The 12973-nt window shown below is 60.8% G+C and carries 14 protein-coding genes; 9 read left to right on the top strand and 5 right to left on the bottom strand.

Annotation, left to right across the window (positions count from 1 at the left end):
* Positions 1–114 precede the first annotated feature (114 nt).
* Together ACR0KX_RS20710 and ACR0KX_RS20705 are read right to left on the bottom strand one after the other, a co-directional pair.
* The gene (locus ACR0KX_RS20710) at positions 115–1233 is read right to left on the bottom strand and encodes an aminotransferase (protein WP_480627373.1); all 1119 of its coding nucleotides are present in this window, start codon (positions 1231–1233) and stop codon (positions 115–117) included.
* Positions 1234–1272: 39 nt separating this feature from the next.
* Positions 1273–2286, bottom strand: coding sequence for an Ldh family oxidoreductase (locus tag ACR0KX_RS20705; protein ID WP_480708753.1), 1014 nt, complete (start codon positions 2284–2286; stop codon positions 1273–1275).
* 202 nt (positions 2287–2488) lie between these two features.
* Here ACR0KX_RS20705 and ACR0KX_RS20700 point away from each other — a divergent pair, with 202 nt between their 5' ends.
* The 5 genes from ACR0KX_RS20700 (at position 2489) to ACR0KX_RS20680 (ending at position 7031) form a co-directional block, all read left to right on the top strand.
* Positions 2489–3619, top strand: a complete 1131-nt coding sequence (locus tag ACR0KX_RS20700) for an ABC transporter substrate-binding protein (RefSeq protein WP_170624914.1) — start codon at positions 2489–2491, stop codon at positions 3617–3619.
* 86 nt (positions 3620–3705) lie between these two features.
* A complete protein-coding gene (locus ACR0KX_RS20695; protein WP_170624913.1) occupies positions 3706–4626 on the top strand; it encodes a branched-chain amino acid ABC transporter permease in 921 nt (306 codons plus the stop codon).
* A complete protein-coding gene (locus ACR0KX_RS20690) occupies positions 4623–5606 on the top strand; it encodes a branched-chain amino acid ABC transporter permease (RefSeq protein ID WP_170624912.1) in 984 nt (327 codons plus the stop codon). Before ACR0KX_RS20695 ends, ACR0KX_RS20690 begins: the two co-directional genes overlap by 4 nt.
* Positions 5599–6348 carry an ABC transporter ATP-binding protein gene (locus ACR0KX_RS20685; RefSeq protein WP_170624911.1) on the top strand — a complete coding sequence of 250 codons (750 nt, stop codon included), beginning with the start codon at positions 5599–5601 and terminating at the stop codon, positions 6346–6348. Before ACR0KX_RS20690 ends, ACR0KX_RS20685 begins: the two co-directional genes overlap by 8 nt.
* The gene (locus ACR0KX_RS20680) at positions 6345–7031 is read left to right on the top strand and encodes a branched-chain amino acid ABC transporter ATP-binding protein (RefSeq protein WP_170624910.1); all 687 of its coding nucleotides are present in this window, start codon (positions 6345–6347) and stop codon (positions 7029–7031) included. Before ACR0KX_RS20685 ends, ACR0KX_RS20680 begins: the two co-directional genes overlap by 4 nt.
* Here ACR0KX_RS20680 and ACR0KX_RS20675 read toward each other — a convergent pair.
* The 3 genes from ACR0KX_RS20675 to ACR0KX_RS20665 form a co-directional block, all read right to left on the bottom strand.
* Positions 7028–7243 carry a hypothetical protein gene (locus ACR0KX_RS20675; protein WP_170624909.1) on the bottom strand — a complete coding sequence of 72 codons (216 nt, stop codon included), beginning with the start codon at positions 7241–7243 and terminating at the stop codon, positions 7028–7030. The genes ACR0KX_RS20680 and ACR0KX_RS20675 overlap by 4 nt on opposite strands.
* 86 nt (positions 7244–7329) lie before the next feature.
* Positions 7330–7557: a hypothetical protein gene (locus ACR0KX_RS20670; protein ID WP_170624908.1), complete on the bottom strand. Its 228-nt coding sequence runs from the start codon at positions 7555–7557 to the stop codon at positions 7330–7332.
* Between the two features lie 78 nt (positions 7558–7635).
* A complete protein-coding gene (locus ACR0KX_RS20665) occupies positions 7636–8265 on the bottom strand; it encodes a LuxR C-terminal-related transcriptional regulator (protein WP_480708752.1) in 630 nt (209 codons plus the stop codon).
* A 219-nt stretch (positions 8266–8484) separates the two neighbouring features.
* Here ACR0KX_RS20665 and ACR0KX_RS20660 point away from each other — a divergent pair, with 219 nt between their 5' ends.
* From ACR0KX_RS20660 to ACR0KX_RS20645, 4 genes are read left to right on the top strand one after another with little or no spacing between them, the layout of a single operon-like run.
* Positions 8485–9726 carry a pyridoxal-phosphate-dependent aminotransferase family protein gene (locus tag ACR0KX_RS20660; RefSeq protein WP_480708751.1) on the top strand — a complete coding sequence of 414 codons (1242 nt, stop codon included), beginning with the start codon at positions 8485–8487 and terminating at the stop codon, positions 9724–9726.
* Positions 9727–9741: 15 nt separating this feature from the next.
* A complete protein-coding gene (locus ACR0KX_RS20655) occupies positions 9742–10938 on the top strand; it encodes a malate--CoA ligase subunit beta (RefSeq protein ID WP_480708750.1) in 1197 nt (398 codons plus the stop codon).
* Positions 10938–11825, top strand: a complete 888-nt coding sequence (gene sucD / locus ACR0KX_RS20650; protein ID WP_170456675.1) for a succinate--CoA ligase subunit alpha — start codon at positions 10938–10940, stop codon at positions 11823–11825. The genes ACR0KX_RS20655 and sucD overlap by 1 nt, the downstream gene beginning before the upstream one ends.
* Positions 11825–12796 carry a 2-hydroxyacid dehydrogenase gene (locus ACR0KX_RS20645; RefSeq protein WP_170624905.1) on the top strand — a complete coding sequence of 324 codons (972 nt, stop codon included), beginning with the start codon at positions 11825–11827 and terminating at the stop codon, positions 12794–12796. The genes sucD and ACR0KX_RS20645 overlap by 1 nt, the downstream gene beginning before the upstream one ends.
* The last annotated feature ends 177 nt before the right edge of the window (positions 12797–12973 follow it).

The following is a 12973-nucleotide window of genomic DNA, read 5'->3' as shown; positions in this document are numbered from 1 at the left end:
AAATTGCAAATCACAAGGCAAAGTAGCGGCGGCTTTCGGCCATTCCCTTGGCGAGCATTCGCCTTGCCGGGGAAATTCGCATAAGGTGGCGCGTCTTTGTTGTGGCCACCGGGCTTATCTTGCTGCCAGAAACTCTGACACGCGGGACAAGCCCTGTTTCAGGATTTCAGGACCGTTGGCATAGCCGATGCGCACATAGCCCTCCATCCCAAGGGCTGATCCGGGGGTGAACATCACGCCGGTCTCCTGCAACAGCTTTACACAGAAATCGCGGGAACTGATTGGCAGGTCGTATTTCAGCAGGGCCGTGGTGCCGGATTTTGGTTTGACCCAGGTGATTTTTGGTTCCTGCGCCACCCAATCCTGCAGGGTTTCCAGATTGCCGCGCGTGATCCGCTGGCTGCGGGCCAAAAGCTTGTCTTTGTTCTCTAGCGCCAGCGCAGCAAAGTGATCGTCGATCATTCCGACCGAGATGGTGTCATAGTCGCGGTGAATGGTCACCGCCTCGATCACCTCGGTTGGTGCGGCGATCCAGCCCAGCCGCAAACCCGCCAGTGAGTACGCTTTGGACATGCCCGCAGTGCTGATGCCTTTTTCGTAGATGTCGGCAATCGACGCGCTGATGCCCGAGCCGTCCTGATCGGTGCCCCGATACACCTCATCACACAAAATCCACGCATCCGCCGCGCGGGCAATGTCGGCGATGTCTTCCAACATGGCCCGGTCCATCAACGCGCCGGTTGGGTTGTTGGGGTTGTTCAGCGCGATCAGCCTTGTCTCTGGTGTCACAAGGGCGTGCAACTCGTCCAGATCGGGGAGGAATTCGTTTTCCTCGCGCAGCTGAAGATGATGCACATCCGCGCCGATGCTGGCGGGGATTGAGTAGTGTTGCTGATAGGTCGGCACCACGGCCACAACCCGGTCTCCGCGTGAGACCAGAGTTTTATGGATCAGCATATTGGCCCCGATCGTGCCGTGGGTGACGATTGTGTTTTCAACCGACTGGTTTTCATACAGCGCCGCAATGGCGCGGCGCAGCCGGTCGGACCCTTCGATGGCGCCATAGGTCATTTTCAGGTCCAGAAGCTCGGACAGGTCGGTTGCGTTTCGCCCTGTCAGGGTCAGCAATTCCTGAATGGTCAGGCTTTCCACGCAGGTTTCGGCCAGATTCCAGTCGCATCTGGTTTCCCATTCGTTCATCCAAATCTCGACGCCGAAAGGTTCGATATACATGGCTGAGGGTCCTTGAGTCGTGTGCTGCCTTGGCTGTCCTTAGATCAACGCCTCAAGCTGGTCCAGAACATCAACACTGACGGCCACGCCATTTTCTTGGGCTTCGGCCCGCCGTCTTAGCCGTCCGTCACCGGGAACGCGGGCGTCGCCACTGCCTTCGATTTCGGCGCAGATCCGGGCGACGTAGTCCGCAAACGCATCATTGCCAAATCGCGCCGGGTCCAGCGCGATCAATGTTGCGCCGCCCTTGATGTTCAGCGCGCCATGCGCCTCGCGCGCGTCGTTATTGACGGACAGGGTGCCGCCTGCAAGGGCTGCGCCCAAAACCTCAACCAGAAAGGCAATTCCGGCCCCTTTGTGACCGCCAAAGGGCAGCAGGCTGCGGGTTTCCAGAATGGCGTTCGGGTCCGCAGTCGGGTTGCCTTCGGTATCCAGCCCGGCGGGGTGCGGCAGGTCATGCCCTTCGGCAGCGGCCATCTTGATATCCAGAAACGCAACGGCCGAGGATGCCTGATCCCACACCACCGGTTCGGCCCCGTCGCGCGGGCAGGCAAAAGACATGGGGTTGGTGCCAAACACCGGGCGTTGTCCGCCCTGCGGCACCACCAAAGACAGTGAGTTGACCACGGCGAGCGCCACCAAACCCGCCTCGGCCAGAGGTTCCGTATCGAACCGCAGGGCGGCCAGATGGTGGCAATTGGCACAGGTGAAGGCGGCAATGCCATTCTCGCGCGCCATGGCGATCAGCTCGTCACGGGCGGCGGTGGCTGCGATCTGATAATACCCGTTGTCCCCGTCGCCACGCAGAACACCCGGCGCGATGCGCTTGATTTCCGGTTGCGCGGACGGGTTGGCATAACCCGAGGTGAAGCTTTGCACATAGACCGGCAGGTTGCGCAGGCCGTGGCTGCGCGGCCCGTCGCGTTCGGATTGTGTGACAATATCGGCCAGAACGTCGCTGCCACGCTCATCCATACCGGCGCGGATCAGCACTGATTTGGCCAAAGACCGGATTTCGGTCAGCGAAAGGGTTCGTGTCGAAGCGTGTGCCACAGAAAAATCCTTTGCTTTCAGGCTGCAATTGGGACCGGTTCGGATCTGGCCTGCGGCCCGAGCGTTGCATGTCTTTCATAGGTTTGAAAGGGCGACGCGCCGGTTTTCCGGGGCAGGGGGCAGCGATTTGAATTGAAAGCCGGGTCCAAAGAATGCTTAACACTTGGCATAAAGACGAAAACAAGTGACGGGGAGAACCAAGATGAAGAAGATTCTTATGGCAACGGCGGCCGCAGCTTTGATGGCAGCCCCGGCGCTGGCCGAGACCAAGGTGGGCATGATCACCACATTGTCGGGCGGCGGGGCCGGTCTGGGCATCGACGTGCGCGACGGGTTCATGCTGGCGATCCAGCAATCGGGCCGCGACGATATCGAAGTTGTCATCGAGGATGATCAGCGCAAACCGGATATCGCGGTGCAGCTTGCCGACAAGATGATCCAGTCCGAAAAGGTGGATGTGCTGACCGGTATCATCTGGTCGAACCTTGCCATGGCCGTTGTGCCCTCGGTCACGGCGCAGGGGAAATTCTATCTGTCTCCGAATGCCGGACCCTCGCCGCTGGCCGGTAAGGGGTGTCACCCCAACTATTTCAATGTCGCATGGCAGAACGACAACCTGCACGAGGCTGCGGGCGCCTATGCCAATACCGCAGGCTATAGCAACAGCTTCATCATGGCCCCGAACTATCCCGCCGGGACCGACGCCCTGACCGGATACAAGCGGACCTTCGAAGGCGATGTAGCGAGCGAGGTCTATACCCAGCTGGGTCAGACCGACTATGCCGCCGAAATCGCGCAAATCCGCGCCTCGGGCGCGGACAGCGTGTATTTCTTCCTGCCCGGCGGCATGGGGATTTCCTTCCTCAAGCAATATGCCGACAGTGGCGTGGACATTCCGGTCGTGGGTCCTGCGTTCAGCTTTGATCAGGGGATTCTGCAAGCGGTCGGGGATGCGGCACTTGGGGTGGTGAATACGTCTCAATGGAACAAGGATATCGACAACCCGACGAACGCGGCCTTTGTCGAAAGCTTTCAGGCGGAATACGGACGTCTGCCGTCGCTCTATGCCAGCCAGGGCTTTGACACGGCGAACCTGCTGATCTCGGCCATCGAGGCCGCAGACGTGTCCGATGCGGACGCGTTCCGCGAGGCGCTGCGGGCCGCGAATTTCGACAGCACGCGCGGCGATTTCTCATTTGGTCCAAACCACCATCCGGTACAGACGATCTATGCGCGCGAGGTCGTTCAGGAAGGCGATGTCTTCACCAACAAGATCATCGGCACCGCGCTTGAGAACCATTCCGACGCATATGCTGCTGACTGTAGCATGTAGCACCACGCCCCGGGGTTGATCCCGGGGCTTCCCCTTCGTCCTTTGACCAACCCTCCCGGATCGGATTCGGGACACCGGAACGCGTGATGTCCACACTACTTGTTATCGAGCAGGTCCTGAACGGATTGCAGTTCGGTGTCATGCTGTTTCTGATGGCAGCGGGCCTTACCCTGATCTTTGGCGTCATGGGCCTGATCAACCTCGCGCACGGGTCGCTCTATATGGTTGGCGCCTTCGCGGCCGCTTGGGTTGCGGGTGCGACAGGTTCGTTCCTGCTGGCGCTGATCGCGGCTTTGGCGGCGGCGGCCATGGCCGGAACGCTGATCGAGATGGTGGTGATCCGGCGGCTGTACAAAGCGGCGCATCTGGATCAGGTGCTGGCGACCTTTGCGCTGATCCTGATCTTTTCCGAGGGCACCCGGTACGTCTTTGGGTCCTTCCCGCTGTTTCTGGATGTGCCCGATTACCTGTCGGGCCCTGTGACCCTGCCGGGCGGTATCCAATACCCGCTATACCGCCTTGTCCTGATCGGGATCGGCCTTGTGGTGGCGCTTGGCCTGTGGTGGCTGACGGCGCGTACGCGTATCGGCATCCAGATCCGCGCAGGCGAGAATGATCGCGAGATGATTGCCGCACTGGGCGTCGATATCTCGAAGCTTTATACGCTGGTCTTTGCCCTCGGCGCAGCGCTAGCGGGGCTTGCCGGAGCTTTGGTCGGCGCGATCCAGTCGGTGCAGGTTGGGATGGGCGAGCCGGTGCTGATCCTTGCCTTTGTGGTCATCGTGATCGGCGGCATCGGCTCGATCCGGGGCGCGTTTATCGGGTCGCTGCTGGTGGGGCTGACGGACACGCTGGGCGGTATCTTCCTGCCCGAGCTGTTCAAGCTGTTCATGGAAAGCGGCGCGGCCACGCAAACCGGCTCAGCGCTTGCCTCGATGTCGGTTTATATCCTGATGAGCATCGTTCTGATCTGGCGACCCTCTGGCCTGTTCGGGGCGCGCGCATGATCTCGGAACGCCTTATCAACTGGGCCGTGATCGCGGGCCTTGTGGCGCTGCCACTTTGGGCGCTGAGCGTAGATGAGATCTTTACGATCACCCTGACCACCCGCGCCGTGATCCTGGCGCTGGCGGCGGTGGGCCTTAACATCGCGCTTGGCATCGGTGGCATGGTGTCTTTTGGGCATGCCGCTTTCTTCGGGTTGGGCGGCTATTCGATGGGCATTCTTGCCTATCATGCGCAAACCTATGTGCCGCTGGAACTGGGGCCGTTCACGATAGAAGGCACAAAATCGATGCCGGTGATCTGGCTGACGGCGACGGTGATTTCCGCTCTGGCCGCCTGGGTGATCGGGCTGCTCAGCCTGCGCACGACGGGCGTGTATTTCATCATGATCACCCTCGCCTTCGGGCAGATGTTCTACTACTTCGCCATTTCCTGGGGCAGTTATGGCGGCGAAGACGGCCTGTCGATCTATGTGCGCAACGGGTTTCCCGGGCTGAATACGCTGGACCCGATCCAGTTCTTCGGGTTGTGCTTTGTTGCCTTATGCCTGGCGCTTTTGCTGCAATGGTGCTTGCGCAATTCACCTTTCGGGCTGGCCCTGAATGCCGCCCGCCAGACGCCCGAGCGGGTCGAAACCGTCGGCCTGAACCCGATGCACCTGAAACTGGTGGCCTTTGTCATCTCGGGCGCAGTTACCGGATTGGCGGGCGCTTTGTTCGCCGATCTCAACCGGTTCGTCTCACCCACCATGTTCAGCTGGCAGCTTTCGGGAGAGTTGATCATCCTGATCGTCATCGGCGGGGTCGGGCGGCTGATGGGCCCGGTCATCGGCGCGGTGATTTTTGTTGCGCTGGAGCACTGGCTGGGTGGCCTGACCGATTTCTGGCACGTTTGGCTGGGCACGATCCTGTTGTTGATCGTCCTGTTCGGGCGCGGCGGGGTGATTGGCCTGTTGACGGGTAAGGAGGGCGCGCATGTCTGAGCCGATCCTTGCCACGCATGGCCTGACGAAATCTTTTGGCGCTTTGACAGCAACAGACGATGTCTCGATCGATCTGCAACCGGGTGAGATACACGCCATCATTGGCCCGAACGGGGCGGGAAAATCCACCCTGATCGGACAGATCAGCGGCAGCCTTGCCCCCGATCAGGGCCGCGTCGATTTGATGGGGCAGGACGTCACGGGCCTGAGCACCGCCGCCCGCGCGCAGGCCGGGCTGGGCCGGACATTCCAGATCTCGGCCCTGGCGATGGAGGACAGTGTTTTCGAGAATGTGCTTCTGGGGGCCATCGGCGCGACCTCGGGCGCGTGGTCTCTGTTTCGCCCGGTCACGCGCAAGGCTGACCTGAATGCCCGCGCGACAGAGGCGCTGGAGCGCGTCGGGCTTGCCGATGTCAGGGATACCCGCTGCGCGGACCTTTCGCATGGTCAGCGCCGCCAGCTTGAAGTGGCCGTTGCCCTGACGCTGAAACCAAAGGCCTTTGTCATGGATGAGCCGATGGCCGGGCTGGGGGCGGAAGGGTCCAAAGCGATGACAGGTTTTCTGGACGGGCTGCGCGCCGAGGCCCCCATTCTGCTGGTTGAACATGATATGGATGCGGTCTTTGCCTTGGCAGACCGGATCAGCGTTCTGGTCTATGGCCGGATCATCGCCACAGGCAGCGTCGATGATATCCGCAGGTCGCAAGAGGTGCAGGACGCCTATCTGGGAGACAGCGCATGAGCCTTCTGTGCGTTGAAAACCTGACCGCCTCTTACGGTCCGTCGCAAACCCTGTTTGGCGTAAACCTGTCACTGGATGCGGGTGAGGTTCTGGCCCTGATGGGGCGCAACGGCATGGGCAAGACAACAACCGTGCGTGCGATCTGCCGCATGATGCCCTCGGATGGCCGTCTGGAGTTTGCGGGGCGCGCGTTGCACATGTTGCCGAGCCATAAGGTGGCCCGTCTTGGGGTCGGGCTGGTGCCCGAAGGCCGGCGCTGTTTTCGCGACCTGACCGTGCGCGAAAACCTGATCGCTGCTGCACGCCCCGGCGAATGGACGTTGCAAACGGTGGGTGCGCTGTTTCCCCGACTGGCGGAACGTTCGGGTCAGCGCGCGGCATCCCTGTCGGGGGGCGAACAACAGATGCTGGCCATCGGGCGCGCGTTGATGACAAATCCGCAGCTTTTGATACTGGACGAAGCCACCGAAGGTTTGGCACCGATCATCCGGCAGGAAATCTGGGCCGCAATTGCCCGGCTGAAACGCGACACGGGCATGGCCATTCTTGTGATCGACAAGTCGCTGAAAGAACTCTCGGCAATTTCAGATCACGCGGTGATCCTGGAACGTGGAAAAACCGTGTGGCAGGGGACAATGGCCGAACTGACCCCGGAGATTTCGCAAAGATATGTCGGGATTTAAGCCCGAGGCTTGCGGCTGAGCAGTCCGTATTTCAGCGCCCAGGACCGAAAAGACCGACGCTTGCGCCTATCCTGTTTCAATGCCTGCTTTGCCTGCGCACCGCCTTTGCGGTTGAATTCGTACACGTCAATTACCCGTTCGGCGCAGCCGCAGGCTTCGCCCATTCCGACCTTGGCGAAATAGAATTTCTCGAACCGTTCCGGTTTTTGCATGGCGCGCCTCCTGCTGTCATTGAACCGATTTGGCCGCGACTTGCCAAATCACTTTGTCGAATGCGCACGAGGCAGAATGTGTCCAGTCAGCCGCCAATATAGGTCCCATGCTTGGGTCGGTAGAAGATTTTCTGGTCATGCAGTCGGCCCAGAAGGTCATGCATCCGGCGTACCGTATCCTCAAGGTTTGTGCGGTCTTCGTTGGAATTCCCGGTAATTTCGGTGGCATAAGACGTCATCGCCTGTCGCAATGCCTGTTCGATCAGGTCCATATCCTCGACCGATAGTTCGAACATATCGTTGTATTGGGGCATTCCGGGACCTCCTGCCATAGGCGCGCAGGATCAGTTTGCCCTGAAAACCGCGCGAATTCCACCTGCGAACAAGCGGGCCTAGCCTTTGGGCATCCGGGCCGAATAGAACTGCGCAATTGCCTGCGTCCTGTTTTTGACCGAGAGCTTTTCGTAAATATTCGACAGGTGGAACTTCACCGTGTTTGTCGAGATTTGCAGTTCCTTCGACAATTCGCGGTTGGACATACCCTGCGCCAGTGCGTCGAGGATTGCGCGTTCCTTGCGCGACAGGCTTTCTATCGGGTCCTGCTGCATCTTCCGGACGTCGATGAAGGGGAACACCATCTTCCCGGCGGCAACCTCGGCACAGGTTTCCAGCAGCCCCTCGACCGCGCCGGACCGGGGGGCAAAACCGGCAGCCCCGGCTTGCATGGCCAGGCGCGGAATATCTCCGCCCGCTTCACCATAGACGACAAACCGTGGTGCGTTGGCCTGATCGCGCAGCACTTCGATCAGCTTGGCGGCCCCCAGAACCGGCAGCGTCCAGTCCACCACGCCCACGTGAACGGGCACACGCACCACCGTTCCCAGAAACCCCTCGGCAGTAGCGGATGTGGCTACCAAAGAGAATCGCGGATCCCGCTCAAAGATTTCCGACATGGCAGACAGAACCAGCGGGTTGCTGTCCGCCAGCATGATCTCGATCGGAGATTTTGGAAGTTCAACCATCTGATTTTGCCCTGATTTTCCGAGAACCTACCCATTTGGGTGGGCCGATCTTTTGTATACCTCGGTATTTTTACCGTTATGGGTAGGAAGATACCCATACTATTGGGCATCCAAAAGCAGTAGTAAGTTACGTTGCGTCATAGGGCAAGTCTGCGTTTTCTACACGGCAACAAAACAGTTCGGGCGCGCCGCCCGCTCCACAGCCGAGGATGACACAGTATGACATTCCAGATTTACCCTCCGCTCGAAATCCCCGAGACCCTTGCCGCGGGCCCAGGACCGGGCAACACGGATGCGCGTGTGCTTCAGGCCTTCGCCAGGGCAGGTGTCGCGGATCACATGCAGGGTGATGTGCTGCGCGGCATGATCGAGTGCAAGCACATGCTGCGGAAGATCTGGGGGACGGACAACGCCCATACCTTCGCCGTGGCCGGAACCGGCTGGAGCGCGCTGGACACCATGTTCTCGGCCGTTGTGCCCGGCGACAAGGTTGTGGCCTTTGCCAATGGCACCTTTTCCGGCATCGACGCGCTGACCCTGCGGATCAAGGCCGCCACGCCGCAAGAGCATGCCGCCAACCCCCTTGATCCCCAAGCCGCCAGCGTGACGGTGATCGACGTGCCCCATGGCCAGCCGGTGACAGGCGAGATGGTCGAGGCTGCTCTGGCCGAGCACAAACCCAAATGGGCGTTCATGGCGCATTGGGAAACCGGCTCGGGTCGCGTCAACGATCTGCGCGGGTTCTCGGATGCATGTCAGCGGCATGGCGCGATGGGTCTGATCGACGCGGTGTCGTCGTTGGGCGTCGATGATTTCTCAATCGATGACTTTCCGGGCATTGCCGGTTGGGCGTCCTGCCCGCAGAAGGGCCTGTGCTGCCTGCCGCTGACTTACGCGCCGGTCAGCTTCACGGATGCCTATATCGAGACACTGATGGCGACCGGAGCGTATTCTTACGTCCACAACCCGATCTTCGAGGCCCGCCATTGGGGTATCGTTGACGGGCAGGATGTCGAGAAAGGTACCTATCACCGCACCCATTCGGCCTATGCGGTGGCCGCGTTCCATGAATCCCTGCGCCTGACCCTGATCGAAGGTCTGGCCAAGCGGTCGATGTCATACCGGACCCACGAGCGCGTGCTGCGCGATGCGGTTATCGAGATGGGGTGTCAGGTCACCTCGGACATGCCCAGCCTCGTGGTGCTGAACCTGCCCCCGGAACTGGCGGGCCGCGAAATGGAGCTGGTGCAGAACTGTCGCGCCCGGGGCTTTGGCATATGGCCGACGCTCAGCGCGCCGGTGCAGGTGCGGATCGGCATCCTCAACCAATTGAACCGCGAGGCGGTCAGCCGGATCGTGCGCCTGTTTGCCGAAGCCATTCAGGAACTGGGCGGTCAGGTCGACGCGGACGCAATCGAAGCCCTTTTGGAAAGCCGTTACGGCACCTCAATCGCTGCATAATCAGGAGCGGATCAGATGGATATCCATGAATATCAGGCCAAGGAAGTCCTTTCGAATTTTGGCGTCGACGTGCCTGCGGGCGCGCTGGCCTACAGCCCCGAACAGGCGGCCTATCGGGCGCGTGAACTGGGCGGCGACAAGTGGATCGTCAAGGCGCAGGTCCACGCGGGCGGGCGCGGCAAGGCGGGCGGCGTCAAGCTGTGCAACACCGAAAACGAGATCTATCAGGCCTGCGATGACCTGTTTGGTCGCAAGCTGGTCACCCATCAAACCGGCCCCGAAGGCAAAGGCATCTACCGCGTCTATGTCGAAGCCGCCGTGCCGATTGATCGCGAGATCTATCTGGGGTTTGTGCTGGACCGCTCAAGCCAGCGGGTGATGATCGTGGCATCATCCGAAGGGGGGATGGAGATCGAGGATATCTCAGCCGACCGTCCCGAAAGCATTGTGCGGTCGATTGTTGAACCGGCGGTCGGGCTGCAGGAGTTTCAGGCCCGCGAGATTGCGTTCAAATTGGGTCTGGAACCCAAGTTGATCCAGCAAATGGTGCGCACTCTGCAAGGTTGTTACGCTGCCTTCAGCGATCTGGACGCCACCATGGTTGAGATCAACCCACTGGTCATCACTGGCGACGACCGCGTTCTGGCGCTGGACGCCAAGATGAGCTTTGACGACAACGCCCTGTTCCGTCATCCGCAAATCGCTGAACTGCGCGACAAAAGTCAGGAAGACCCGCGCGAAAGTCGCGCAGCGGATCGCGGTCTGTCTTATGTCGGGCTGGGCGGCAATATCGGCTGTATCGTGAACGGCGCCGGGCTGGCGATGGCGACGATGGACACGATCAAGCTGGCCGGGGGTGAGCCTGCCAACTTCCTCGACATTGGTGGAGGGGCCTCGCCCGAGCGGGTGGCCAAAGCCTTCCGGCTGGTTCTGTCGGATGACAACGTACAGGCAATCCTTGTGAACATCTTCGCGGGCATCAACCGCTGCGACTGGGTGGCCGAAGGTGTGGTTCAGGCGCTGAAAGAACTGGACCTCGACATTCCCGTGGTCGTGCGGCTGGCCGGAACAAATGTCGAAGAAGGCCAGAAAATCCTCGCCAAATCCGGCTTACCGATCATCCGCGCCACCACACTAATGGAAGCCGCCGAACGCGCCGTGGGCGCATGGCGCAACGATTTGTCCCAAAACACCAAGATGAGGGCTGTGTAATGAGCATTCTTCTCGATCGTGATACGCGCGTCATCGTGCAGGGCATCACCGGGCGCATGGCCCGGTTCCACACCAAGGACATGCTGAAATACGGCACCAATGTCGTCGGCGGCGTGGTGCCCGGCAAAGGCGGCGAAACCGTCGAAGGCGTTCCGGTCTTTGACACCGTCAAACAGGCCGTTGAAGCGACCGGCGCAGATGCCAGCCTTGTCTTCGTGCCGCCCCCCTTTGCGGCGGATTCGATCATGGAGGCCGCAGATGCCGGTATCCGCTACTGCGTCTGCATCACCGACGGCATCCCGGCGCAGGACATGATCCGGGTGAAACGGTACATGTACCGCTATCCCAAGGACAAACGCATGGTTCTGACTGGGCCGAACTGCGCGGGTACGATCTCACCCGGCAAGGCGCTGCTGGGGATCATGCCGGGGCATATCTATCTGCCCGGCCATGTGGGGATCATCGGGCGCTCGGGCACGCTGGGCTATGAAGCCGCCGCACAGCTGAAAGAGCGCGGGATTGGTGTGTCGACCAGTGTCGGTATCGGCGGCGACCCGATCAACGGATCGTCCTTCAAGGATATCCTGCAGCGGTTCGAGGACGACGAAGACACCCATGTCATCGCCATGATCGGTGAGATCGGCGGCCCTCAGGAAGCCGAGGCGGCGGAATACATCCGCGACCACATCACCAAGCCGGTGATCGCCTACGTCGCGGGTCTGACCGCGCCCAAGGGCCGGACCATGGGGCATGCGGGCGCGATCATCTCAGCCTTTGGCGAAAGCGCCAGCGAGAAGGTCGAGATTCTGTCTGCCGCCGGTGTGACCGTTGCCGAAAATCCGGCGGTGATCGGTGAAACAATCGCTCGGGTCATGGAGGCTGCGTGATGGTCAAACCTTCTGTTCTTGTCACCCGCCGCTGGCCCGCCGCCGTCGAGGCGCAACTAGCTGAGAACTACGACGCGGTTCTGAACACCGGCGACAAACCCATGTCCCCGTCTGAGATCCGGCAGGCTCTGAAATCCTATGATGCGGTGCTTCCCACCGTCACCGACACGCTCAGCGCTGAGGCGCTGGACGTGCCCGGTGCGCAGACCAAGATCCTTGCCAATTACGGTGTCGGCTACAGCCATATCTGCGAGCCGTCGGCGCGCGAGCTTGGCATGACCGTCACCAATACGCCCGACGTGCTGTCTGAATGCACCGCCGATATTGCCATGACCCTGCTGCTGATGGTGGCCCGCCGCGCCGGTGAAGGCGAACGGGAACTGCGTTCAGGCAACTGGACAGGCTGGCGGCCTACGCATCTGGTCGGTACCAAGGTCAGCGGCAAGACGCTGGGCATCATCGGGTATGGCCGCATCGGTCAGGAAATGGCCCGCCGCGCGCATCATGGCTTTGGCATGGAGGTGCTGGTTTACAACCGCAGTCCGGTGGACCCGGACGTGTTGGCGCGGTGCAATTCCACTCAGGTCGGGTCGATTGATGAGTTGCTGCCGGCTTGCGACTTTGTCTCGCTGCATTGCCCCGGCGGGGCCGCGAACCGACACCTGATCAATGCGCGCAGGCTGGATCTGATGAAACCGGACGCCTTCCTGATCAACGCCGCACGCGGAGAGGTCATCGACGAGCGGGCGCTGGTTCAGTCCCTGACCTTCGACATGATCGGTGGTGCGGCGCTGGATGTATTCGACGGCGAACCGCGCATTTGTTCGGACCTTCTGCACTGCGACAATCTTGTGATGCTGCCTCATCTGGGCAGCGCCACAAAGGAAGCGCGTGAGGCGATGGGGTTTCGGGTGCTGGATAACCTCAGTGACTTCTTCGCCGGTCGCACGCCCCGCGACCGCGTGATCTGAACTGTTCCCCAAACTTCCTCCCGCCGTGACCCGGTCGGGAGGCTTCTTCAGGAGGTTTCCACGTGAACGCCCCCCACCGTTCCAATGGCTTTTTCACCCAATCCCTGTCCGACCGCGACCCGGAACTTTTCGGCTCGATCACATCCGAGCTGGGCCGCCAGCGCGACGAGATCGAGT

The organism is Ruegeria sp. BG5 (assembly GCF_056538425.1).
Note: the sequence above shows the minus strand (reverse complement) of the source record. Positions and strands in the feature narration are given on the sequence as shown.